The organism is Halalkalibacter sp. HAAS-P014 (assembly GCF_056619965.1).
The window spans coordinates 87,200-112,810 of the sequence record NZ_JBWQTV010000017.1 but is presented as its reverse complement, the minus strand read 5'-3'; the positions used below and the strand labels follow the sequence as shown (position 1 = coordinate 112,810).

At 34.8% G+C, this 25,611-nt stretch carries 24 protein-coding genes and 1 pseudogene; 3 read left to right on the top strand and 22 right to left on the bottom strand.

What is annotated here, in order from left to right; genetic code table 11:
* Positions 1 to 136: 136 nt before the first annotated feature.
* From AC1FXZ_RS14730 to AC1FXZ_RS14700, 7 genes are all read right to left on the bottom strand, one after another.
* Positions 137 to 550 carry a hypothetical protein gene (locus AC1FXZ_RS14730; protein ID WP_480054935.1) on the bottom strand — a complete coding sequence of 138 codons (414 nt, stop codon included), beginning with the start codon at positions 548 to 550 and terminating at the stop codon, positions 137 to 139.
* Positions 543 to 1,328 carry a hypothetical protein gene (locus AC1FXZ_RS14725; protein ID WP_480054933.1) on the bottom strand — a complete coding sequence of 262 codons (786 nt, stop codon included), beginning with the start codon at positions 1,326 to 1,328 and terminating at the stop codon, positions 543 to 545. The genes AC1FXZ_RS14730 and AC1FXZ_RS14725 overlap by 8 nt, the downstream gene beginning before the upstream one ends.
* A gap of 51 nt (positions 1,329 to 1,379) precedes the next feature.
* Positions 1,380 to 1,538 (bottom strand): hypothetical protein, encoded by a 159-nt coding sequence (locus AC1FXZ_RS14720; RefSeq protein ID WP_480054931.1) that lies wholly within the window; start codon positions 1,536 to 1,538, stop codon positions 1,380 to 1,382.
* Between the two features lie 121 nt (positions 1,539 to 1,659).
* Entirely contained in the window at positions 1,660 to 2,493 is an 834-nt protein-coding gene (locus AC1FXZ_RS14715) for a DUF5677 domain-containing protein (RefSeq protein ID WP_480054929.1), read from the bottom strand.
* A 205-nt stretch (positions 2,494 to 2,698) separates the two neighbouring features.
* Positions 2,699 to 2,875, bottom strand: coding sequence for a terminase small subunit (locus AC1FXZ_RS14710; protein WP_480055213.1), 177 nt, complete (start codon positions 2,873 to 2,875; stop codon positions 2,699 to 2,701).
* A 184-nt stretch (positions 2,876 to 3,059) separates the two neighbouring features.
* The gene (locus AC1FXZ_RS14705; RefSeq protein WP_480054927.1) at positions 3,060 to 3,431 is read right to left on the bottom strand and encodes a hypothetical protein; all 372 of its coding nucleotides are present in this window, start codon (positions 3,429 to 3,431) and stop codon (positions 3,060 to 3,062) included.
* A gap of 20 nt (positions 3,432 to 3,451) precedes the next feature.
* Complete coding sequence (locus AC1FXZ_RS14700; RefSeq protein WP_480054925.1) at positions 3,452 to 3,811, bottom strand: hypothetical protein; 360 nt, start codon at positions 3,809 to 3,811, stop codon at positions 3,452 to 3,454.
* Positions 3,812 to 4,234: 423 nt separating this feature from the next.
* Between AC1FXZ_RS14700 and AC1FXZ_RS14695 the strand changes: the two genes are divergently transcribed.
* Positions 4,235 to 6,724 carry an AAA family ATPase gene (locus tag AC1FXZ_RS14695; protein WP_480054923.1) on the top strand — a complete coding sequence of 830 codons (2,490 nt, stop codon included), beginning with the start codon at positions 4,235 to 4,237 and terminating at the stop codon, positions 6,722 to 6,724.
* Positions 6,717 to 7,754 carry a 5-methylcytosine-specific restriction endonuclease system specificity protein McrC gene (gene mcrC, locus AC1FXZ_RS14690; protein WP_480054921.1) on the top strand — a complete coding sequence of 346 codons (1,038 nt, stop codon included), beginning with the start codon at positions 6,717 to 6,719 and terminating at the stop codon, positions 7,752 to 7,754. Before AC1FXZ_RS14695 ends, mcrC begins: the two co-directional genes overlap by 8 nt.
* Positions 7,755 to 7,934: 180 nt before the next feature.
* Here the strand turns inward: mcrC and AC1FXZ_RS14685 are convergent, their stop codons facing one another.
* The 12 genes from AC1FXZ_RS14685 to AC1FXZ_RS14630 all read right to left on the bottom strand — a co-directional run bounded on the left by AC1FXZ_RS14685 (position 7,935) and on the right by AC1FXZ_RS14630 (position 21,673).
* Positions 7,935 to 9,275 (bottom strand): acetyl-CoA carboxylase biotin carboxylase subunit, encoded by a 1,341-nt coding sequence (locus tag AC1FXZ_RS14685; protein WP_480054919.1) that lies wholly within the window; start codon positions 9,273 to 9,275, stop codon positions 7,935 to 7,937.
* Complete coding sequence (locus AC1FXZ_RS14680) at positions 9,272 to 9,844, bottom strand: acetyl-CoA carboxylase biotin carboxyl carrier protein (protein WP_480054917.1); 573 nt, start codon at positions 9,842 to 9,844, stop codon at positions 9,272 to 9,274. Before AC1FXZ_RS14680 ends, AC1FXZ_RS14685 begins: the two co-directional genes overlap by 4 nt.
* Before the next feature lie 50 nt (positions 9,845 to 9,894).
* Positions 9,895 to 11,385: a hypothetical protein gene (locus AC1FXZ_RS14675; RefSeq protein WP_480054915.1), complete on the bottom strand. Its 1,491-nt coding sequence runs from the start codon at positions 11,383 to 11,385 to the stop codon at positions 9,895 to 9,897.
* A gap of 93 nt (positions 11,386 to 11,478) precedes the next feature.
* The gene (locus AC1FXZ_RS14670; RefSeq protein WP_480054913.1) at positions 11,479 to 12,807 is read right to left on the bottom strand and encodes a phenylacetate--CoA ligase family protein; all 1,329 of its coding nucleotides are present in this window, start codon (positions 12,805 to 12,807) and stop codon (positions 11,479 to 11,481) included.
* A 252-nt stretch (positions 12,808 to 13,059) separates the two neighbouring features.
* Positions 13,060 to 13,278, bottom strand: a complete 219-nt coding sequence (locus AC1FXZ_RS14665) for a transposase (RefSeq protein ID WP_480054911.1) — start codon at positions 13,276 to 13,278, stop codon at positions 13,060 to 13,062.
* A 166-nt stretch (positions 13,279 to 13,444) separates the two neighbouring features.
* Positions 13,445 to 14,233, bottom strand: a complete 789-nt coding sequence (locus AC1FXZ_RS14660; protein WP_480054909.1) for an SDR family NAD(P)-dependent oxidoreductase — start codon at positions 14,231 to 14,233, stop codon at positions 13,445 to 13,447.
* A 50-nt stretch (positions 14,234 to 14,283) separates the two neighbouring features.
* Complete coding sequence (locus AC1FXZ_RS14655; RefSeq protein ID WP_480054907.1) at positions 14,284 to 15,768, bottom strand: sulfatase-like hydrolase/transferase; 1,485 nt, start codon at positions 15,766 to 15,768, stop codon at positions 14,284 to 14,286.
* A 90-nt stretch (positions 15,769 to 15,858) separates the two neighbouring features.
* The gene (locus AC1FXZ_RS14650; protein WP_480054905.1) at positions 15,859 to 17,163 is read right to left on the bottom strand and encodes a TRAP transporter large permease; all 1,305 of its coding nucleotides are present in this window, start codon (positions 17,161 to 17,163) and stop codon (positions 15,859 to 15,861) included.
* A gap of 41 nt (positions 17,164 to 17,204) precedes the next feature.
* The gene (locus AC1FXZ_RS14645) at positions 17,205 to 17,738 is read right to left on the bottom strand and encodes a TRAP transporter small permease subunit (protein ID WP_480054903.1); all 534 of its coding nucleotides are present in this window, start codon (positions 17,736 to 17,738) and stop codon (positions 17,205 to 17,207) included.
* A gap of 101 nt (positions 17,739 to 17,839) precedes the next feature.
* Positions 17,840 to 18,910, bottom strand: a complete 1,071-nt coding sequence (gene dctP, locus AC1FXZ_RS14640) for a TRAP transporter substrate-binding protein DctP (protein ID WP_480054901.1) — start codon at positions 18,908 to 18,910, stop codon at positions 17,840 to 17,842.
* Between the two features lie 36 nt (positions 18,911 to 18,946).
* A complete protein-coding gene (locus tag AC1FXZ_RS14635; RefSeq protein WP_480054899.1) occupies positions 18,947 to 19,705 on the bottom strand; it encodes an SDR family NAD(P)-dependent oxidoreductase in 759 nt (252 codons plus the stop codon).
* A gap of 69 nt (positions 19,706 to 19,774) precedes the next feature.
* Positions 19,775 to 21,673: a XylR N-terminal domain-containing protein gene (locus AC1FXZ_RS14630; protein ID WP_480054897.1), complete on the bottom strand. Its 1,899-nt coding sequence runs from the start codon at positions 21,671 to 21,673 to the stop codon at positions 19,775 to 19,777.
* Between the two features lie 966 nt (positions 21,674 to 22,639).
* On the opposite strand from AC1FXZ_RS14630, the gene AC1FXZ_RS14625 reads away from it, so the two are divergent.
* The gene (locus AC1FXZ_RS14625) at positions 22,640 to 22,807 is read left to right on the top strand and encodes a hypothetical protein (RefSeq protein WP_480054895.1); all 168 of its coding nucleotides are present in this window, start codon (positions 22,640 to 22,642) and stop codon (positions 22,805 to 22,807) included.
* A gap of 159 nt (positions 22,808 to 22,966) precedes the next feature.
* Here the strand turns inward: AC1FXZ_RS14625 and AC1FXZ_RS14620 are convergent.
* From AC1FXZ_RS14620 to AC1FXZ_RS14610, 3 genes and pseudogenes are all read right to left on the bottom strand, one after another.
* A pseudogene (locus AC1FXZ_RS14620) lies at positions 22,967 to 23,509 on the bottom strand (NADP-dependent oxidoreductase); the annotation flags it as partial.
* A 103-nt stretch (positions 23,510 to 23,612) separates the two neighbouring features.
* Positions 23,613 to 24,671 carry an alkene reductase gene (locus tag AC1FXZ_RS14615; protein ID WP_028401896.1) on the bottom strand — a complete coding sequence of 353 codons (1,059 nt, stop codon included), beginning with the start codon at positions 24,669 to 24,671 and terminating at the stop codon, positions 23,613 to 23,615.
* 14 nt (positions 24,672 to 24,685) lie between these two features.
* Complete coding sequence (locus tag AC1FXZ_RS14610; protein ID WP_028401895.1) at positions 24,686 to 25,534, bottom strand: alpha/beta fold hydrolase; 849 nt, start codon at positions 25,532 to 25,534, stop codon at positions 24,686 to 24,688.
* Positions 25,535 to 25,611 lie beyond the last annotated feature (77 nt).

Below are 25,611 nucleotides of genomic sequence, written 5' to 3'. Positions count from 1 at the left end.
CATTATACAAAAGTAAAGACTCAAATTTATTAACTACCAAATTCAATACTAACAGGGGCCAATGTCAGAACCTTCAAAGGGTTTTAGAGGAGAGAATTTACAAATTTAATTCCTCTCCCTTGTTTGTAACTTAATTCTATAGCTTCGTGATAACAAACAATATCACAACTGCAACAGGTACATAAAATAAAAATTCAGTACGTGAGCGTAAACAAGCAAAATATGAAAATTTCTTTTCACCCCCGAATAAATACCTAACATTGTTTATGTTTACTTCGAATGGTTTTCTTACAGATTTACTATCTCTAACGTTTTCAAAAAGTCGTCTATACTTACGTTCTAATTGCAAATAATAAGTATCTAATAACCAAAATACAATAATAGGAATAAAGGCAATTAAATAAAAATTCTTATCTGCCCCTTCACCAGAAAGTGTTAGAATCCCAGCAGCTAAGGTAACAGACCAACCTTTTAATAAAAAAGAATTAGTAGCCATACGAGTAATTACACTTTGAACCATTTCTAGGTAGCGTATTTTGTTCTCATCCATTTAACACTTTTACCTTAGTTATTTCTTTATTAGCGTATAGGATATCCAATGGATAGTCATGGTTAGTTCTGCTGTTTAAAAGGTTCCAATTGGTTAGATCTTTTTGATCTAAATCATATAGATGGTCTAAAGGAACATCATATTTTACAACTAAGTTTTTCTCGGCTTCTGCCAGTTCATAGCTTTTTTTTATGAACCCTTTCCTATATTCCTCTAATTTTTTCTTTCTAACTAACTTAGTCATGGCTAACTCGTGATAAATCCAAGGTGATTCTGTTTTATTAATGACTTCGTCAGCAGTTAGGGATCTTGGTGTATTAAGGAAGAATAGACATTCTGTTCTATCAATCATCATAGTAAGTGCAGTCGAGAGCATCATATGGACATGACTTGTAGAATAATTTCTTCTCTCGTAACTATACGTTTTCCCATCATTTTGGAGACAATACTCATTGTCAATCTTTCTAAGTAGCTCGACAGAATATCCCCATACACATGAGTCAATAAATACCTTCAAACCAAAGTTTTGATCTAACCAACCTGCTAAACCAATTGCTTTTCTCTGATCTCGATGTGAATGAGAAATAAAAATATCTGCATCAATTTGAGGAAACCAATTATCTTGCATTTGGGTACCGTCTAAAGCTCCATTTGAATCAACAACAAACTTTTCAAGCCTTTCTTTTATAATACGTCTATTAGATTCATATCTTTCCTCTCCTTCTAAATAGAAAGCATCAAAATCTAAATCAGTTGTTAGATTAAATCCTGTAAACACCGTATTCCCCACCTTATTTTTTATAAATTCACCAACTCAACAATACCAATATTATCCACTACAATACCATGTGCGATCAAGAGTGCCCTTTAAAATCTTTGTATCATCCATTTTTAGATCAAACCATGTATCATATATTCGTCTGGAAATATCACCGGCATTCGATCTTGTTTGTATAGTTGTAAATCGTACAAGACGTGATTGGTTCATTCCATTGCTTCTAACCCTCTTATAACCCAGCCATTACGAATGATATTGTCTTAATACGATAAGGCAGCTTAGGTTAACAGTCTTTTCAATTCATAAAACCCCAGAACTTAAAGGACACTTTTTATAAACTGTTATAATCTTTATTATATACTTTTAAGAAAAACTCTCTGAATTCCTTTTCTTTCAATGGTAGATATTTTTTTATAATAGAATGAGTAATTGCAGTTAAGAATGTTCTCGCAAGACTTATAGGTACCTTTGTTTCATGATAATTAGTATTCCTAATAGGATTCAATGCTATTGAACCATCTTGATTTTTTAAGTTAGTAATTGATTTTAGACCGTGCGCCTCAGCAGACATTCCACCATAAAGGGTTTGGTGAACCCCTTTTAAACTAGTATTGTTAGAGAGAAGAGATAAGTTTTTTGGCCCCCGAAAAAGTGAATACCACTTCGGAGCATAATTCAAATTATTTTCTTTTTTCGTCCTTATTATTTCCCTTTTATATTCTTTAAAGGTGCCAGCTAGTAATTTTTCATTGTCCGACCTTTTCTTTATAAGTAATTCCTTTGATAACAAAGGATACTCCTTCTTTAGTTGTTTGTTAATAAACTCAACCTCTTCATATAACCAACAACTGTAATACGAGAGGGCCTTACTATTAAATTTCACACCATCTTTGAAAAGGTATTCTAACTGTAGAAAGACTTCATAAGCTGACCGTTGAATAGTAATTGAAGGACTTTCTAAACCATGATCGAATAATACAAATAATCCATCAATATTTTCTATTAATTTTCGGTAAAGTGTAATCACGGTTAATTCTTCATAACTAATTGATTCTAATTCAGTAAGTTCTTTAAGAATTCCATGACTGTACCTAATGGCGTTACTTAATGTAGTTATTTCTTGAGGAAGTTCTAAATCATACAGAGCATAACTAATATTTTCCAAAAATTCACCTACTTATGTAATCTAGTCTTTAAGTTTTACTGTAATTTATTTACGCCCGATAAAAAAAGAAAACGTCAGTAATCATATGTAACTAATTTAAGAGCCTTTTGTAATTTGTAACAATATTTTAACATATATCTCCGATTACCTAGTAAATAGCAACGCCAACTATTGATATATATATTAGAAGCAAAAAGAAAAGAGCCTACAAAATTTTAATCTCTATGCGTTTCCTAGGGATCAATAAATACATTTCGCTTGCCTTTTCTCTATGAATTTCTTCATAGATCTTAGCATTTCTTAGCAACCGATGACCTGTAACTTCTGCTGATCTCTCCCTATCCCTCGCACGAACGGCAGCATTGGTAGCATCGTAATCAATTTGAGATGGTTCCTTTACTTCCCTATATTAAAAATCACTAAAAAAAGAACGGATCTGTTTCCATTCTTCTCTGAGATGCATTAGTATCAATCAAAATTAAAATAAATTTGATTGATACTAATACATTTAACTATTCAATTTTGTAGTTACAACAGTAAAAGAAATAACGTATATATTATAAATTTTAACTAAGATAGTCATCAATTAGCATTTTGAGATGGTCAAACATTGTTGCCTTAAAGTTAATGGCTTTAGACAATATCTTTATTTGTTGTGAGTCTGTTAACTTTGCAAAACGTTTTTCTCTATTTAAAAAAGAAACAATAAACTTTCTTCTTTCGTCTGTTAATCTTTTTTGATCTTGATAAGGAAGCCCAGCACGTTTGAATAATAACTTCTTGATTTCCGGTCTAAATGGTTGATTATCAATCCAGTTTAATGTTATTTCAGTTGTATAGTCATTTATATGTTCAGATGGAACCGTTGGATTATATTTAAGGTTACTAAGTTCTTTTTTCGTTAAGGAAGTATATTGGCTGACAGTTTTCCAAATCACTTTTCTACTTTCTAGTAACTTCAATACACTTTGCCGGCACTTTTCGTTTTTTCACCACTTGGGTGACTCCTTCTCAAAAGCTTAAAATACTGAGAATTTCCCCCTGAATATGGTTCTACTATACAAGGCACAGTCTTCATCAAAGTTTTATTAAAGATAAAATGATAATAATCATATTTTCCAACCAAAATATATTCATCTTTTTTAGGATCTTTCTCTACAGGTAAAAGTAAATCAAAGGTCGATAGGTGCTGAAAATTCCCTTTCATTCTAGTTAGAAATACTCCCGTAACATCAGGGGGATACAACGGAACTATCTTGTCCAGGGGTATATATACAATGTCATCGTATTGATCAGATTTTTTTGCTTCATTAACCATACCATCCCTCCTCATACTCAACATATGAATTGAGAATATTGTCCTATTACAGACGGTTTTTTTACGAGGATAGGGTATCAAATAGAACTCTTATAACTTATGGAAACCAAGGAACGATTCTCTTACTTCTTTCACTTCCTCTATCAGAGTGGCAGGCCAAACAATCCTATTTTCAAGCCTTCCCCATCATCTCACCATCTAGAGAAACACATACAAATATAAACAAGCCCCCCTTAATAAGCTTTTTTTCCACTTTTTCTATAGCAGCTGTGAACTGTGATCAGACACCCCAACCCATTTCATTGTATTATAGCCCCTTATCTCGTAACATTAAGTCCATAGCCTAATAATTAGTTTAAATACAAAATACCATTACAGCTGCCTTCACCAATTTATAATAAAAAAATACTCAGAGGTGTTAACATGAAAACAGCCAATCCAACTCCCCGCTCATTTACATGGACTACTTTTTACATGGAATTTGCTGACAAACTACTACAGTACAAAGATAGAAGAACAGAACTTTTAACTATACTTAAAGAAGTCTATGATCATTTAAGGATGCGATACCCTTTTACTGACAATGGCGAACCCATTGACGATATTTGCCCGTTTACTGTTTTTGGTAGTTTCAACAAAGGAATAACGAATGACAATCGTATTGCTATCGCTAGAGAAATTAGTACTAGAATCGGGGTTGAAGCTGCTGTTCCAACTAATTTTGATGGAATCCCTGTTCTAAACAATATGAAAGCATGGTTTTTTGCATATAAAAATGATAGAGAAGCGGATGAGATTCCAAACCTCTGGCACGTATTTGAAGCAGGCATACAATACGCCGACCATCAATCTGAAGATACAAAGAAAGAGTTTACCGATAGTTATGAGAAAGTAAGAAAACAGCGAGGGGTTAAATGGAATCTAACGATGGGACTCTATTGGATTCGCCCACTTTTTTATTTAAACCTTGATGAAAGAAATAGAACATACTTATTACAGAAAGCTAGTCCCTATTCGGCTGATGTAACGAAAATATCAAAACTTAAGGACTTACCTAATGCCACTGAATACTTAAAACTAATTCATTACTTTAAAGACACATTTCAAACAGAAAAGGCTCCACACCAAAGTTTCCCAGAGCTATCTTTAGCAGCATGGAAAGCACCATCACCAAAAGAAGTAGACGTTAATATATCGAAGGCTAGCTTCCTTAAATGGTTTGCCCCACTTATCAATGCTTTAAAGGCACTTGGTGGTTCTGGAACACCAGAAGAGGTTCGGAAACAAATAGCATCTGACTTACATCTCACAGATGAAATTTTAAATGAAACTCGTGGAAAAAGTGGTGTGAAAAAGTTTAACAATGAGGTTTCGTTTGCTAGAAATTATTTGGTCTATGAGGGGTACATCGATAATTCTATTCGTGGAAAGTGGTCACTAACTGAAATGGGGCGAGCCGCAGAGATGAATGATGAGATATCTAGTGACATCTTCAACAAATGGGCAGGGAAGCTGAAAAAGCAACGAGAAGAAGGTTCCTCCTCTCCTTCTGATGTGGTGAACGAAAAGGAAAAAAGATACTGGATTTATTCGCCTGGCCATAATGCTTCCAAATGGGAGGAATTTTACTCTCAAGGGATCATGGGAATTGGTTGGGATGAGATGGGTGATTTAAGTCAGTTTTCATCGAAACAGAAGATGAAAGACAAATTGAAAGAATTATATGGACAAGAATATACATATATAAATGCTGCTCATGCAACATGGCAATTCGCTAACGAACTCGTACCAGGAGATACAATATATGTTAAAAAAGGAACGTCAAAAGTAATCGGACGGGGAATTGTTGAATCGGAGTATATGTTTGATCCAACTCGAGATGAATACAAACATATTCATAAAGTGAATTGGAAGGATAATGGCGAATGGGAACATCCAGGTAAAGCTGTCAATAAGACACTTACCGATATCACCCCCTATATGGATTATGTACGGAAGCTTGAAAATCTGTTTATCGATGAAGATGATGATGATGTAGATGAAATAGAAGTTGATTATGATCCTTATACCGAGGAAGATTTGCTTGCTGAAGTGTTTTTGGATGAAGATCGTTACAATAAGATCGTTAATCTTCTCAAAAAGAAGAAAAACGTCATATTACAAGGAGCGCCAGGCGTCGGAAAAACATTTGCTGCTAAAAGACTTGCTTATTCGATTATGGGAGAAAAAGACAGAAGTCGGGTAATGATGGTACAGTTCCATCAAAGCTATAGTTATGAAGATTTTATTATGGGTTATCGTCCAACAAATAATGGATTTGAACTTTCAGAAGGACCATTTTATGAGTTTTGTAAAAAAGCAGAAGAAGATAATGAGCGCGATTATTTCTTTATTATTGATGAGATTAACCGTGGAAACTTAAGTAAAATATTTGGAGAACTCCTGATGCTCATCGAAAAGGACAAGCGTGAGCAAAAACTTCGTCTTCTTTATGCCAATGAATTATTTTCCGTTCCTAAAAATGTCTATATTCTTGGAATGATGAACACGGCAGATCGAAGTCTTGCCATGATCGATTATGCCCTTAGAAGAAGGTTTGCTTTCTATAAACTTGAGCCTGCCTTTGATTCGGATGGATTCCAAGAAATAATGAACCAGGCAAACAACCCAAAATTCACTGCCCTTGTGGAGCAAATTAAAGCGTTAAATAGCTACATTCGTGAAGATGAATCTTTGGGTAGTGGATTTCAGATCGGACACAGTTACTTATGTTCAGATGAAGACGTAACAGATGAATCGATGTCATCGATCATAGAATATGAATTAATCCCTTTGTTAGATGAATATTGGTTTGACGAACCTTCTAAAGTTGAATTATGGACAAATCGACTTCGTGGTGTTCTAAATGATTAGAATTAAAAATATTTACCATATGCTTGCTTATGCTTTTCAAGTTTTAAATAAAACTAACTATGCAAAATTAGAAACCGAAGAATTTGAGTACACATCTGATTTATTTGCTTCCATCCTAGCAAAAGGCATCGGCAACCAAATCAAACGGGGATTAGGGAGGGACTATGTTGATAAATCGGAGTCCCTTAGATCTCCAAGAGGGAAGATCAATGTTACTCTCTCCGTCAAGCAACAAACCATGCTCAACAAGCAGTTAATCTGCGACTTTGATGAATATACGGAAAACACCTATATGAATCAAATTCTAAAAACGACTGCCCTGTTATTAATTAAAACTCCAGAAGTTTCAGTGAAAAATAAACGAGACTTAAAGAAAATCCTGCTCTATTTTTCAAACGTCGAAGAGATAGACTACCGCAGAATTCAATGGTCAAGCATAAAATACCATCGAAACAACGCTACCTATAAGATGCTGATTAACGTATGTTACTTAGTTATCAAAGGATTGCTCCTTACCGAGCAAGAGGGAAATCGTAAATTAGCCAGATTTATCGATGATCAACAGATGCATCGCCTTTTCGAGAAGTTTGTACTGGAGTATTATCGAAAGCATTTCCCACAATTTCACGCTTCTGCTTCTCATATTAATTGGAATGTAGATGACGGGATTGCAGAACTTCTCCCTATCATGAAAACAGATATTACTCTGCAATATAAAGGGAAAACGCTAATTATCGATACTAAATACTACGAAAAAACCATGCAAAGAAACAGCTATTATGATAGCAGAAGTTTTCACTCCAACAACATGTATCAGATCTTCACCTATGTGAAAAACAAGGATTCTACAAATTCCGGAAACGTGAGTGGTGCTTTACTATATGCAAAAACAGACGAGGATATTGTACCAGATAATGAGTTTTTAATGAGTGGAAATCGAATAGCAGTTAAGACATTGGATATGAATGCGGATTTTATTAATATCAAAGAACAATTGGATCGGTTGGTTGAGGGGTTTATAAGAGATTAGGATTATTGTAGCGACTTTTAGGTGAAATTGGAAATGCTTGTCGTAGTTTCTTATTTATAGGCCCCCTCTGATTTGGATTTTCTATCTATTTTAGAGGGGGTTAATTAAATGTCTCTTCTATTCTATGATACACGCAGTATTTCTATCATTATGAAGGAAAAGGTTCCTGTCCCCATTGCTTTAAATATACTTTTCGAGTAAACGAGTACTAACCCTTCCGGACACAAAATCTTCATCAGTTAAAACGTGTCGTAAAAATGGCAAGGTGGTTTCAATACCATCAATGTTGAATTCATCCAACGCGACCAACATCCTCTTTAAGGCATGGTCTCGATCCCTACCATGAACAATTAGCTTTCCAATTAACGAATCATAATAAATTGGTACTTCATAACCGTTGTAACAGTGAGAGTCTAACCGAATTCCTGGCCCTTGTGGGGGTTCCCACTTTGTAATAAGACCAGGTCTTGGCTGAAATCCATGTTCAGGAGATTCTGCATTAATACGACACTCAATAGCATGACCAGAAAAACGTACATCGGATTGAGTAAATTGTAATTGTTTTCCCCCAGCAATATTAAACTGTTCTTCTACTATATCAATCCCCGTAATTTCTTCAGTGACCGGATGCTCAACTTGAACCCTTGTATTCATCTCAAGAAAGTAAAACTCCTCTGTATCCTGATCAACAATAAATTCCACTGTTCCCGCACTTTCATATGAGATATTTTTGGCGAGCTGTACAGCAGCCTCCCTCATTTGAGTGCGGAGTTCTTCAGAAATCAATGGTGCTATTGTTTCTTCAACTAGTTTTTGGTGCCTTCGTTGAAGGGAACAATCTCGTTCACCTAAATGTATTACTTCTCCAAAATGGTCACCTATAACTTGCACTTCAATATGCCGTGCGTTTGCTATATACCTTTCAACATATAAAGTTCCATCTCCAAAGGCCGATTGTGCCTCAGCTTTTGCGGATTGAAAAATATCTTTTAAATCATTTATATCTGTCACAATTTTCATACCACGACCACCTCCACCAGCAGCGGCTTTCAGCATTATGGGCAACCCAATGTTTTCTACAATTACAAATAATTCTTCATAGGATGCAATTTTTTCAGAACCTTCTAGTACTGGAATCCCAGCATTTTTAGCTAAACTACGTGCAATGAGCTTATTCCCCATTTGGCGAATGTGATCTGGTTTAGGGCCAACAAATATAAGACCATTTTCAGCACAAGCTAATGCAAGTTCGGGAACTTCTGATAGAAACCCATAACCTGGATGAATCGCATCTGCACCTGTTCCCAATGCAGAAGAAATAATCACTGGAATATTAAGATAACTTTTTGATGCACTTTCAGGGCCTACACAAATCGTTTGGTCTGCTAACTTTGCAGGTAAACTTTCTTTGTCGGCTTCTGATACCGCTAGAACAGTCTCGATATCAAGTACTTTACAAGCTCTAATTATTCGTAATGCAATTTCTCCACGATTTGCAATTAATACCTTTGAAATACTCATTTTAATGTACCTTCATTATTTGGTCGTACTTTGAGCAATGTTTGACCATATTCAACAAATTGAGAATCCTGTACACAAATTTCAGTGATTACACCACTAACGTTAGCTGTAACTGCATTGAAGACTTTCATGATTTCAATCAAACCAACTGTAGTTCCTTCTGTAACCTCATCTCCTACTTGCACATAAGCTGGTGCTCCTGGCTCCGATTGAGTATAGAACAATCCTGCAGTTGGAGCAGGAATTAAAATCGTATCTTCTTGAGCTTCCGTAGCCGTTACTTCCGCTTTACCAAAAGCTTCTTGTACTTCACTACTTGGTACTGATTTATGAGAATGAACTTGAGATTCAACAGATTTAGGTTGAGGTTGAGGAGCTTTAATGGTAACACCTGTCTCTATTGTTCTTGTGTCAGGTGATAGTAAGTCTTCCTTGCCAATTACAATCTTTACATCCTGCATATCTAACTTTAGTGTATCAAAAGAAGATTCATCTAGTTTTTGAATTAAATTCATAATTTGTTCTACGTCATTATTACTTAAAAATCCTAAATTAGTTTTATCCTTCATCTTTATTCCCCCCAATATTTTTAAACAAAATGTATAACTTTACTAGAACTTTATTTACGAAGCGTCAATGAATCCTGACCATGCTTCACCTGAATATATTTAACTGTTGACTGTTTATTAAGTTCGCTCAAAAGTTGAAGGATTGGAGTATCAGCTGTAAAATATTGTTTCGGTGGACCAGCCGCCCGCATAGCTTCAATCTCTTTTGTACCTTTCATAATGTAGCGAAGTAAAAATTCTTCATCCGAAACCCCAGTTGCATCTAATTGTTGCCGAATTTTTTTAAGTGAATTATCACTGTTTTCATTCCATATATTTCGATCTCTTAGCTCCTTTGCTCTTGGTAAACTAAGAATTTGATCCTTTAGATTTTGATCCATAAAACTATAACCAGAATCCTCACCAAATGTTCCAAAAGCAAACTGAATTAATTCATCGATAATAACCTTGTAACGTTCTCCTGTTGCTACATTAATTGCTGATTGAGTAACAACAAACTGAGAATATGGGGTTATCATAATCGGATAACCAAGATCTTTTCGAACTTGGACGGTCTCTTGCAAAACTTCATCAATCCGATCTGAAATATTTAATTGAGTAAGTTGGTGTCTTAGATTAGAAATAACACCACCTGGTATTTGGTGGATATATTGTGCATAATCGTATTCCAATGGAACACCAATTGGCATGTTTTCCATTTTAGCCATTTCAGTAAGGCGGTCTGAAATTTGTTGTATTTCTGTTTCACTTATTGTAGTCGAATAATCTATGTCTAAGTATCTAGCATTCTTATTTATATTGAAAATGGAAGGTTGGGATGAACCGTTAGCAAGTGGTGGTATAGCAGTATGAAGTGTGCTAACCCCCATTTTTAATGCTTCCATATAGACGACTTCAGCTAACCCTGTAGTACAATGAGAATGAAGCTCGACTGGTACTCCTCCAGCATTGTCAATGATCGTTGGAATTAATGTTCTAACACGTTCAGGTGTTAGTAACCCTCCTGGATCTTTTAAATAAATAACATCGGGATTAAGTGCTAAAATTTCGCGAGTTTTCTGTGCATAATATTCATCAGTGTGCCGTGGAGAAATGGTATATGCAAGAGCAAGTGCAATTTCCATATTTAAATCCTTTAAAAATGGAACAAACCATGGAAAGGCACGACCAAGGTCATACGTATTTGTAATAACTTGAGCTCTCTCTAATGCTCCCATTTCTGCAATATGCTCGTAAAATAGTTTCACCATCTCGATTGGACAATCTTTCATCTCGAACGTATGAATAAACGGACCTGCCATACAAGCCTTCTTCGCATTTGGCATTTTACTTGTTAACATCCGTAACATATCCCATGGATCTTCTTTCAAATCCCTTACAAACTTTTTCATAAATATAGGAAACATCGGAATTTCCACAGCTTCAAATCCTGCCTGATCCATATTTTCCGCAACTGCTTCCATCATCCCCGTACGCAATCCCAATGCCCATAAGCTTTGAGAACCATCTCGAAAAGTAGTATCAATATACTTAACACCCATCGGTGATTCACCTCCTAAAATATTCAATTAAAATTTAAGATAATAAATGACTTTCTTGGTCGTTCGAATAAGAAGTATTCCCTATCAAAAGTTTTAATATAGTTCTTTAACTAGTTTTGATTTCATTTCAAACCTTGGTAATATTCCTGGCTCCACTAATTCAATCCCCGCTGTAAAAATAAGTTTTTCTCGTAGTACCTTTTCTAGTGATTTCTTTAAATCTATTAAATCCTCTTCCGTTACATTTGGTCCATGTTCTACCTTAATCGGTAAAGGCGGGTGTACTAGAGGTGGTGCCTGATGTAACTGGATTTGAATTTCTCCTGTTGTTAGAGGCCGAAAACTGCTAACAACTTCACGTATTGCACTAGGGAATACATTTACTCCACGAACAATGAGCATATCATCTGTGCGTCCAATGCAACGAAGTCGGAAACTTGATAATCCGCAAGAACAAGGTGAAGTTTCTATCCTTACTCGATCACGAGTTCTAAAGCGAATTAATGGAACACATTCTCTATCAATAGCTGTATAAACCAACTCCCCTTCACAATCCTTTGTTGTATCTAGAGGCTCTCCGGTTTCCGGGTCAATAATTTCACAAATCACATAATCATTGGCTACAAAATGCATCCCTTGTTGTTCCTGACATTCTCCAAACATAATTGGTGCCATATCAGCATTCCCCATACCTTCAACAACTTTACAACCCCAATCCTCCTCTATTTTCCTACGGGTTTCAGGTAATCCTGCACCCGGTTCTCCACCACAGTGAATGATCTTCAATCCTAATTCTTTTGGGTCTTTCCCCCATTTATTTCGTACATGTTCGGCTAAATAGAAGGCATAAGAAGGCGTACATAACATAACATCTGCTTTTAAATCAATCATAGATTGTATAACTCGGTCAGAAGCGCCTGTTCCAATCGGAATGAAAGTCGCCCCTAGCTTTTCAATCCCATCTTTTGTCGAGGAGCCAACAAAAAAGGAGGTACCCATAGCAAAAATTACTCTGCTATCACTTCGTATTCCATTGACATACATAACTCTTGAAATAATTTCAGCCCATATTTCATGGTCACTTTTCGTAACCCCAACATAGGTTGGCTTACCAGTTGTACCTGAAGATGAGTGAACACGAATAATATCTTCCATACCAACAGCGACGTGCTTCCCTAACGGAGGGTAAACCATTTGACTTTCCCTCAACTCATCCTTTACAGTAAATGGGAGTTTCTCTAAGTCCTCCACTCCACGAATATCTTCCGGTTTAATTCCTGCTTGATCAAATTTTTGACGATAAAACTCTGAATTCTCATATACATATCGTATTTGATAGGTAAGCTTTTCCACTTGTAAGCGCTTTAATTCAGAGTTAGAATAGCTTTCTTGTTTTAAAACGTTATCTAATTGACTACTCATATTTGCTTTAACCTCCGATAATTTATTAAACTTCTATACTTAAAATAATAATTCATCACTTTAAAAATATATATATAGTTTCCCTACTGAATTTTAGTATCATCATGCACTTTTCCATTTGTATTATTGATATAGGAATTTGATAAAGTATTATACTAAACATACAAATTGTGTTTTGCAAAATAAAAGTGGCTCTTACGCAATTTGGGTGAAAACTTACGAATTCTTCATTGAATGCATGGATAAATTTTTTTACAGTCTATAAAGAATTCGCTTTTTTAAGAGAGTTAAACTTGCGCGTCCATATAAAAATCGCTTTATGGTTTTTAAACGATTAATATGCCCTTCCAAAATGGCATTACTGTAGGTATAAGTTAAGGCTGTTCGGATAGAATTCTTTTCTTCCCATAGTTTTTCTATAATTAAAACAATGTCCTTTAGCTCATAGTTTCCCCTGCAAAATACATACAAATCGTTTGGTTGAAATATTAATTAACCTCAGTAAAACAAAAAAAGTTAAACCAAAGCACGGCTTAACTTTTAAAAAGACAACTTAAAGGTTATTTAATACTAGTCTAGTTCAACAGTAAAATTCCTATTTCTTGATTTGCACAAGAAATGTATTCCGTAAACAAAATTAATAAATTCCTAATTTATTGGCAACTACTCTTACCTCACCTCCAGCAGTCAATCCCCCGTCAACGGCTATCTCCGCTCCATTGACATAAGAAGATTCATCAGATGCTAAAAATAATATAACATTTACAACCTCTTCTGGTTTTCCCGGTCTAGCCAACGGGGTTACACAATTAAATTCATCAACAACATCAGATATAGACTTTGCTAAAGACGTCATTATAAATCCAGGATGTATGGAGTTAACTCTTATTTTATATTTACCCAACTCCATTGCAGCTGCTTTAGTCATTCCCCGTACAGCCCATTTACTAGCAGCGTATGGAACTGAAAAATAGCCAGTTAAACCAGCAAATGATGAAATATTTACAATTGAACCGCTTTTTGACTTTGCTAATAATGGTGTTAAGTGCTTAATACCTAAAAATACTCCTTTTTGGTTTACATCAATTATTCTATTCCAATCATCCACACTACAATTTTCAAATGTTAATGGTTGTCCGATACCAGCATTATTAACAACAATATCCAGATAACCAATTTCTTTCTCTATCCGTCTGGTTACTGAAAGCCAATCTTGTTCTTTGCTAACATCCATTTTTATAGTAATTACTTTTATATTATGTTTCTCTTCAAGCACCTTTGCTGATTTTATTAGTTTATCTTCAAGTATGTCAGTTAATATAATAACTTCTATACCTTCTTCTGCAAATCTCAAACACGTTGATGCACCTATTCCATTTGCAGCACCAGTTATCAGAGCAACTTTTCCTTCAAGCCTCTTAGCCATTTTTTTCCTCCTATAAAAAAAAGTAAAAAATTTATTCCGTTTGTAGGAAATTAATGTAGCCCTCTAGGGAAATAATACGGATTTTGTACATTGAGTCTTTTTAGTATTTCCTTACGTGTTAGTTTTTCCCCTGGTGAAACCGGTTTTAATTGATTATTTTCCACAGCCGGATCGTCTTCCCTACTATTTAAAATGGTAACTAATTTTTCTCTCCATTCATTCATTATATCTGGTTCTGTTGATGCTAAATTCTGACTCTCACCCTCATTGAGATTAAATAACAATTCGTATCCATCCTCTTCATACCAAATATACTTCCATGAACGATTAGCCAGCATTAAAGAACGATTACCCACTATTCCAAATTCACCCATAACTGTTTCTCGAACAGATGAGACTGAACTTTTTAGTAAAGGTACTAAACTCTTACCATCAATTCCTTCAGGTATAGATCCGCTTGCAATATCCAGGCACGTTGGTAATATATCTTGTAAACCGATAACCGAATCATTCGTTGTTCCCACTTCATACATATCTATGAACTTTTCTCCCATAGGAGGAGTGACTATAAATGGAATATTACACGAGCCTTTCAAAAAGTTCGCTTTTTGCCATAGGTTATGGTCACCTAAGTTATCACCATGATCTGAGGTAAAGATAAACCATGTATTTTCAAGCATTCTCTCTTCGCGTAATGTTCCAATAATTTGGTTAATTTGTCTATCAACTTGAGTTACCATTGCAAAAAACGCTTTATGGGCAAGCTCAACCTGATATTTAGTCAATTTTTCTTTCAATAAAACTTGATGTGCAGTTGGATGTTGATCAGCCCAATCACCAATTACTGGCTTCGGCACTTCAGCTTGATCATAAAGATATAAATCCCTTTGTAATGGTGCTAAAGGCGGATGTGGTGCTGTAAAGGATGTCCATAAAAATAACGGTCTAGTCCAATCACGTCGTTTGATCTCCTTACATGCTTGATTACCTATCCATTCAGTCGGGTGAAGGTGATCAGGTAAATGCCACGGCGTAACCGCATATTCATTTAAAGCTACACCATGTGTATAAGCTTGACCAGGGTAACCCTGTTCAGCAAGCCATAGTTCATAGTCATCGTAACCTCTATTTTCCCCGTAAGGTGTACCAAATCTACGACCCTCTTCACAAAGGACCATCTCATCAAAACCGTAATGACAGCGCTCCGGATAAACATGCATTTTACCAACAACTTTTGTCTGATATCCCGCTTCACTTAGCTGCTTAGGCAATGTTTCTTCCACAGGGAGTTCGAAACCGGCACTATAATGCGTAAGTCCTAAATTTTGTCCTTGCAAACCCGTCATTATCGTACCACGTGCTGGGATACAGATTGGTGTTGTTGAATAGGCTTGAGTAAAGCGTACTCCCCTCTCTGCAAGTTGATCAATATGTGGAGTTTGAATAACAGGATGGCCTGCACACCCTAATAAATCCCCCCTTAAATGGTCACATGATATCATTACTATATTCGGTTTATCACTCCGATTATTCATAATAACCTCCAATCTATTATCTAACTAATTATTAATTAACTAAAAATAGTACAAAATATCGGATATTTAATCCTTATCTTCCAACATAATCTACATTATAGAAGGTAAGAATGTAATGATTTGTGGAAATAATATAAACAAAGCAATAATAACAAAATCTGCAACAACAAACGGAATGCTTCCCTTATAAATATCGCCTAGATTACTTCCTGGTACTGCTCCTTTTAAAATAAACAGACTTATTCCAAATGGTGGAGTAACCAAAGATACTTCTACTAAAAAGACAAGCATGACACCAAACCATATAGGATCGTATCCTAAGGCAATAACAGCAGGAAATAGAATAGGTAATGTTAAAAACATGGCAGAAATCATGTCCATAAACATCCCCATAATTAAATACATTACAATAATACTCAATAAAACAACTATCGGTGGAACTGGTAAGGATACTAAAAAGTTTGATAGATTTGTAGGAATTCTAGTTAATGTCATAAAATAACTAAAAATATATGTGCTACCTACTAAAAGAAAAATCATACTCGTTGTTGAGGTTGTTTCTAGAATTGAGTCTTTGATTATTCCCCAATTTAAACCTTTTGCTATTAGCAACATAATGAATACAACAAAAGCCCCGATGGATCCGGCTTCTGTAGGTGTGAACGCACCAGAGTATAACCCTCCTATGATTACAATAACTAAGATTAGAAATCCCCATATATTTTTTAGTGATGATATACGCTCTTTCAAGGGGCTTTTTGGTAAAGCTGGAGCAATTGAAGGATCCCTTTTTACTAAAATGTAAATTAACACCATATAAACTAATGCTGCTAAAAGCCCAGGTAAAAGTCCTCCTATTAGTAGTTTCCCTATTGATTGTTGAGTTACAATAGCAAAGATAATCATCATAATACTTGGAGGGATCATTACAGCCAACGGACCAACTGAAGCAATAGTTCCAAAACCTAATCTATTATTTACTCCTGCTTTAATCATTTCTGGATAAACTATTTTAGCCAATGTAGCGGTAGAAGCAATACCTGATCCAGAAGTAGCACCAAACCCTGCACCTCCTAAAACCGTCGCTTGAGCTACCCCACCTGGTATATGACCTATCCATTTTTTTGCAGTAGCAAACAGTTCCGAAATAATTCCTGAATGAGATGCAAAATAGCCCATTAAAATAAATAAAGGAACTGCAACAAAACTCTCACTTCTAAGAACCGAATAAAAAGTGGTCTGCATAATATTTAAAGCCGGTGTTAAACCATTGATCAATAAAAAACCAATAAAACCAACAAATGCCATTGCGTATGCAACTGGCACTCTCAGAAACATGAGTACTAACATGACAACAATTCCTATATATCCAATCGTTTGTGGCTCAAATGTCATATTCATCCTCCCTCGTACTTATATTCGGTAATATAATATTTTTACAATTCAGTATGTGCTTCTGTTTCGCTATCTCTGTTTTTAATAGTAGATCCAATCAGAATAACATTGGTAAATAATCTTATAGATAGAAAAGTTAAACCTAAGGTAAGGATACATTTTGCAGGCCAAATTGGAATCCTAAGAAGACCTGAACTATATTCATTCTCAATAAATGATGAAAATGTAGCTATACCAGATTGCCATGCAATAATGCCAATGACAAATAATCCTATAAGTAGTCCAATAAGATCTAATATATTTTTAAGTACATTCGGTAATGCTCCTGTTCCTAACTCAACTACAATATTTTTATTTTGAGCCTGTACATATGGAAAACCTAAGGCTACAAGACCTATAAATGAGTAAGTAACCATTTCATATACAGCAACTAAAGGCCTATTAAACATATTTCTCATAAATACATCAAATGTAACAAAAAGCATTACAAGTATTGCGATAATTCCGGCAATTAAGGCTAAAAACTTTTCTACCTTCAGTAATTTCTCATCTATTTTTTTGAAAAAAGAGTACAATAGAATGACCTCCTAACCTTTTTTTACCTTACAAAAAATATGTATAGTAAACTACGACAGATTGTTGTTTACTATACATAAGTAAAAGATATATTTCTCAATTATTTATATGGATTTTCTTTTTCATACCTTTCAATTAACTCAATAAATGTATCTAAAACCTGTTGACCTGGAAGTCCATTGTCCTCTTGTTCTTTTGCCCAATCTACCCACACAATTTCATCTGCAATGTCTTTAACATTTTGTATATCCGCCGAAGATGGTTTATGAACTACAACATCTTGTTCTGCATAAACTTGAGCAGATCTTTCATCCGCATCAGTAAAGAGTTCGTGCATCATATTGGAATCATAATCTTGTTGCACCTCATCTATGACTGTTTTTATATCATCCGGTAAACTTTCATATACGTCGATATTCATACCAATAATACTAGTTAATCCTGAAACAGGTAATTGCCATAATGAATCAATTACTTCGTGAACACCGATTGCTACCCCTCCTGAAAAATTAAATAGCATACCATCAATAGTCCCTCTAGTCATTGCTTCATAAGCTTCTGTGTGTATAATTGGTACAGGGATCATACCAAGCCCTTCAGCTATTAAAGCCTGAGGTCTACCAACAGTAGAAACACGTAAACCTTTTATATCCTCAAAGCTAGACACATCTTTAGTAGATAATATTTGATACTGTGGTGCCGCGTATAACCCTATCTTTTTTATTCCATGGCTTTCTAATTGGTCTTTAACTGCTGGTTCAATCTCATATAATTCATGAAGTGCTTTGATTACAGGCCAAACATTTTCATATATTGCTGGATTTGTTGCCACTGTACTTAATGAAACTCTACCAGACTGTAATTCAGGAATGATAAAAGCTACATCAGTTACACGGCTTGAAACTGCATCTATGACATCTTCTCCACCGGCCAAAGATGAATTATAAAATCTTTCGAATATAATTCTTCCATCGCTTCTTTTTTCAATTTCATCCAATATAGCGTCAAAACCAACTGTCACTGGCATATCAGGAGCTGTATGAATACTAGCCGTTAAATTAATTACACCCTCTTTATCTAAATTATTAGTAGTATCCTGATTTGAGGAAGTAGTTGAACAGCCAATAAGACTAAATATAATAATGAAGTAAATACCCATTAATATTTTCACGATACTCATCCCCCCACATTTTAATTAAGTTTAATCTTATAAACCTCGACCACCATCTAATTGAAGCGAAACCCCTGTAATCATTTCTGCATCTTCTGATACTAAATATAAAGCTGCTTTGGCGATTTCATCCGCTGTAACAAGGCGATTTAAAGGGGTGTTATTAAGGTATGATGTAATACCTTCTTTCTTATTATCACCAGCAATGGTTTGCTCTAACATAGGTGTATCGACAATTGAAGGACATAAAGTGTTTACTCTAACATTAAACGGAGCTAACTCTACAGCTAAGGCTTTTGCCAATGTATTCAGAGCTCCCTTACTTGCTGCATAAATATTAGAGCCTGGTGCCGGTTTAATTCCAGCTAATGATGATGTGAATAATATAACCCCCTTTTTTTGTTCCTTCATATATGGAATTACATGTTTTGCTCCTAGAAATGAACCTTTTACATTTACTGTTAAAATTTGGTCAATTAATTCTTCAGGCTGATTTTCAGCACTCATAAATGGATGTGTAATACCCGCATTATTAAATAGAATGTCTATTTTCCCATATTGCTTTGCTGCTTCCTCCATCAATTTTTTTATCTGTTCCTCTTTACTAATATTAATCTGAACAAACAATGCTTCCCCACCGTTTTGTTCAATTTCATTTTTTGTTATTACACCTTTACTCTCATCCAAATCGGCAATGACTATTTTTGCTCCTTCTTTTGCAAATAATAAACTTGCAGCTTTTCCAATTCCTGACCCAGCTCCTGTAATAATTGCTACCTTATTTAATAATTTCAAATTTTCCACCTCTTAATTCATCCCTCGTTTTTGTAAAGGCTTACATTTTTAAAAAACGTTACTTTATTTTTATATTTCAAATACACCATAGTTTAATAGTATTTTTAATGCTAGATGTGTATTAAATAATTCTTCTTCCCTTGTTATATCAATTTTACTTATCTCTTGAATTCGCTTTAGACGATATCTTAACCCACCAACTGAAATCATCATTTTTCGAGCAGTATTTAAGATATTACCTTGGTTTTCCAAAAATATATAGAGTGTTTTTAATAATTCAGAGTCATTTTTTTGATCATAGATTACAACTTCTTTAAGTAATCGATTAGCGAATCCGTGTAATTGCTCCCCATCATGTACATTAAAAAGAATTCCTAATATCCCTAATTCATCAAACAACACTATATTCTCAACTGAATTTTTTGAAAGTGACATAACAACACATTTTTGTGCCTCCTCATAGCCATTGCGGAATGTTTGGATACTCTTGCACAGTGAACTTATTCCAAGATTAATTTGAAATTCTTTATATTTTGAACTGATCATTTTGTAAAGTAATTCACCAAAAGGTTTAGGTTCAAAATTTAATTTTGTTAAGATCTCTTCAGGTATGATGGCTATGAACTTATCCAACCTACTAAAAACAATACTATTATCTCCGTATAAATTTAGTTGTTCTTGTAGAGTCTCCTCTAACCTCTTCCTTTGCACTATTAATTTTTGTTCATTAGTACTATCGAATTGTTTTAAACTAAAAAGAAAGACATAGTGAGGCTTATCTAAATCGTAACCCATTAATTTCATTCGATAAGAAATACTCTCAATATCGGCGTTTTCTACAAGAAGTTCATTTAATAATTCACCTTTCATTCGATGTTCTGTTTCAATTGCAATTCTTTCATTTAAAATCTGTGCGGCACAAATAGTAGAAGCACGCTCTAAGCAAATTCGTTCCATCTCATTAAAATTTCCATACCTTTTAATTAATGAAATGTATCCACATACTTCATTTTTTAATAAAATCGGAGTAATTAAATATTGATTTTCACTTTCCGAACCACTAAAACTTTGTAAGTGGACGGTTTCCTTTCCATTCATTAGCTTTTCAATAAGCTCAGGTTCATCATGTGATTGAATAATTTGTAATAAATTATCCTGTTTATATTTCTCTGACGGAACCATTGGTTTAAAATTTTTATCTTTTAGAACAACTATTGTGTCTAAATTTTTTTCCAATGTCCTAATAATTGTAGATAGACCACCACCTTGAATTAAAACCTTTGATAATAACTCATTAATATTAAGTATATTTTTTAATTCTTCTTTCTGCTTTTCAATTCTTTGATATGCCCTATTGAGTTCTACCCCTAAATTTTCCTCTTCATATAAAGGGAGTTCATCATGTACTTCTTCACCCCAATGTTCAAGGGATCTCCCCATCCAGTGACAATAAGAATCTCCTTTACCACAACATTTAATTTCTCTAAATACAATTTTCTTACCTAATATTTCACTTGCAAATCCACCTGCATAACCAACAAGGGTAGAGCATACCTGTTCATGATAATAACCAAAGCTTTCGATATGTTGTGCAACTTCAAAGGAATCATGCCAATATCCTTCACTATAAAATTCCCCGGTTTCCTTATTGAATTCTCTCTTTTTTAACACTACTTGAAATAGTCCGAAAACACTTTGGATTTTGAGGCCATGATGTAGTAACTCAACTTCAGACTTTGCTGGGAATTTTTCTTTAATATGTTTGGCGTCACTAGCACCACAACGCCAACCATACCTCAACAAAAACCCTTTCGCCCGATCCATTCCTAAAGTAGACACTAAGTCTTTACGTAATATACCAAAAGCCTTATTTCTAATAAAAGAAACTTGTCGATCTTCAAAATATAATTTTGTCTCATCTGGATCAAAAGTAAGTAATTTTTTGTTTAATAAATCATTTTCAAACATGATAGTTCCTCCCACTCTTTTCAATAAAATTAAACAATACATTACATTAACGTTTAAGATAGTCCAACTATTTTGTAATCGGAAAAGGAGGTATAATTATCGAGCATTGTCCAAAAAAAACATTGAAAATGTAGATAGATAATAAATAAATATAAATAATTAACTATTTTTTATATTCAGTTATTTTTATCGTGAATGCTATTATTAAATGTATCTCTGTTAAATTTCCCATGTCTTTCAGCCCTTAAATATACCATACTATATTACTCTTATACTTTCTACGCATAATTATATAGGATTTATAAAGCACTTTGTTTATTTATTACTGAACGATTCGTACAATTTGACACTTACTTTTTGTACTAAAAGTATCATTAACTTTGTTTTGAACAATATCGATTTGTCAAGATAAAAGAGCAATATAATAACTCTATAGAATTAGTAGATCTTAATGGATTTAAAAGAGTACTGAGGAAGGAGAAAATAACGCACTTAGTTCTTTTTAACCCCGTAAATCTGAAAACTTGTACTCTATTTCTGGTACACTCACCTTTCAAACTCTGGCTATCTCGCTTAATCCGTCTAACAAGATAAAATCTTATATCGAATATTTTCAAAACCACTAGTGCTGCATAAATAATATCGACATTTTCAGTTTTATTATATGTTCTGGTTCAGAGCCAAAAAGGTAAATACCTAAACAAAGGTGGCTTCATCCATTTGGATAATTATTCACAATTAGACCTGTGTGACAACGACAGTTTACTTATTAAGGGGACAGACTTTCCTTCAAGCAACTAAACTAAAAAGCCTATGCACCAAAAAAGTGTTCCTCCATCATACGCATGCCCCTACTTTTTAACATTTGGCAGTAAAAGTACCCATAATCTCCTCCTACGTCCTAATCTATCACTTTCATTAAATAGTGACTTTCACTACTTCCCCCTTCATCCAATTGACAAGTTCTTGAGTGGAGCTTTACTTTATGCAAAAACAGACGAGGATATTGTACCAGATAATGAGTTTTTAATGAGTGGAAATCGAATAGCAGTTAAGGCATTGGATCTGAATACGGATTTTATTAATATCAAAGAACAATTGGATCGGTTGGCTGAGGGGTTTATAGGAGATTAGGATTATTGAAGGTGGCTTTTTGGAGACATTGGAAATGCTTGTCGTAGTTTCTTATTTATAGGCCCCCTCTGATTTGGATTTTCTATCTATTTCACCTGAAGGTTCCTGACCCCCGATGCATTAAAGCTTTACTGCATTAGGGGTCAGGCGCTACATTCTTACTAAATCACTACCATCACTAGCTGTAGTTGCGACAAAAGCACCCATATGTTTTGCAAGTTGGATAGCAAATGTTCCTACTCCCCCTGATCCTGCATGTATTAATATTTTATGTCCTTTTTCAATTCTCAGAATATCATGTAAAGCTTGGTAGGATGTCAATCCGACTAGAGGGATAGAGGCGGCTTCTTCAAAACTTAAATTTTTAGGTTTTAATGCAATATCTTCTTGGTTAACAGAGAGATATTCAGTAAAAGTTCCCATTTTATTTGCTCTAGGTCGACCATATACCTCATCACCGACTTTAAACTTCGTGACACTAGTACCTACTTCAACAATTTTTCCAGAAAAATCGTTTCCTAAAATTAACGGCATCTTGTATTTCAATAATAATTTTAATTCACCTTTTCGAATTTTTGTATCAAGAGGATTTATACTTGCCGCATATATCTCAACTAAGACCTCGTCATTATTTATTTTGGGCATAGGGAAGTCTAAAAAATTTGGTTTTTTACCGTAGTTTTCAATTGCTAAAGCTTTCATTACAATCCTCCACATTTTTATTTAACGCACATGTATCTTTTCATAACGAACCTAAGAAAAAAGATTATGAATATCCCTAGATGGGATATTCATATTAAATAAATTATTTTAAGAAAGGATAATCTGTATAACCTTCTTTTCCTCCTGCATAGAGCGTGTTTTTATCAGGTTCGTTTAGGGGAGCACCTGATTGAATCCGTTCTACAAAGTCTGGATTAGCTAGTACCCAAGTGCCTACTGTGACAACATCTGCAAGATTATTATCTACATCAGACGAAAGTTGATCTAGAGGACGACCTGGACGGTTAACAAGAAGTGATTGATCCCAAAGTTGACGCACATCTTTTAGGAATTGCTCGTTTCCAAAGTGCATTAAATGCAGATATGCAAGGTTAAGCTTATTTAATTCACTTATTAAATAGCGATACATCTCAAGGCTATTTTCCCCCTCATCAATGCCTTGCAGTGTTCCTTGAGGAGAAAAACGGATGCCTGTTCTTTCTGCTCCTATTTCATCAACAACTGCTTTAGCTACTTCAATAGCAAATCGAGAACGACCCTCAATCGTACCACCGTATGCATCTTGACGATGATTGGAGTTTTCACTAAGGAATTGTTGGATCAGATAACCATTCGCTCCGTGAATTTCAACTCCGTCTGCACCAGCTTCAATTGCTGAACGTGCTGCTAAACGAAACTCATTGATAACATCTTTTATCTCAAGCTCACTCAATTCTCTTGGTGTTGGAATTTCTTTCATTCCTTCTGCCGTGAAAATTTCTACACCAGGTGCAATAGCTGACGGTGCAACTGCTTGGCGATGGTGAGGTGTGTTATCAGGGTGTGATACACGTCCCACATGCATAAGCTGAACAAAAATATGACCGCCTTCACTATGAACTTTAGAAGTTACTTTTTTCCACCCTTTAATATGATTTTCTGTATAAATACCAGGTGTATTAGTGTAACCTTGCCCATCATCTGAAGGTTGGGTTCCTTCACTTATAATTAAACCGACTGAAGCACGCTGACCATAGTACTCTGCTACTAAATCGCTCGGCGTACCATCTGGTAAAGCTCTACTTCTAGTCATCGGAGCCATACCTATACGATTTTTTAAGTCAATGTTTCCGATACGAACTTTTTCAAATAATCTGCTCATATGAATACTCCTTTTTAATAAGAATTAGAATCTAGAAATGAATTTACGTGTTCTGCAAATAGTTCTGGAAATTGAAACAGATGCCCGTGACCAGAATCAGGATATATAATCAGCTGTGCTTTGGGTAATTTCTCTGTTAAGATATAACTGTTTTTAGTCGGTACCATCACATCATTAACACCATTAGTAACAAGTACAGGATGTTTGATGTTTTGTAACCATTCATAATCATGATTAGATTTTTGTTTAGCCCATTTTGCAATGGCTTGTAATTGTGCCTCTTTTACTTGTTCTGAACTGTTTACTTTTTTCTGATTAAAAATTCTTTGTAGTGAAGCCATTCCTGCAGATTTACTTGTTTCGGTTTGTTCGTAGAAAAAGAACATAAAATCATTTATTCCATCTTCTTCGGTTCCTCCGTGACGATTCATTCTTTCAAAAATCTCTGGATTTGGATTAATACCAGATTCAGGCGAAGTACCTGCCATAATAATTTTTCTTACTAAATCTCCTTCTTGTAAAGCTAGCTCTTGTGCTACCATGCCACCAATGGAAAAACCAAGAATGTCAACTTGTTCTAATCCAAGAGCTTTTATAAATGTTGCTGTATCTTTTGCCATATCAGCAATTGTAGTAGGCGTTAGGCCATCGGTCTCACCAACCCCTTTATTGTCAAATAAGATTACTGGGCGTGTATTTGCAATAGGTTCAAGCATGTTTGGATCCCAGTTTTCCATCGTTCCTCTAAAGTGAACAAGAAATACTACTGGTATACCATCTTGTGTACCAAATTTTCTATATGCGTAACGAGTTCCATCTGCTTCAATAAATTCTGATTCTGTTGGTATTTTAAAGTTTGTCATTTTTGTGTTCCTCCTTAGAAATTAAAAAACGATTTTATAAGTATGCATAGTATGCATTATGATGGTTTGTTTCATAT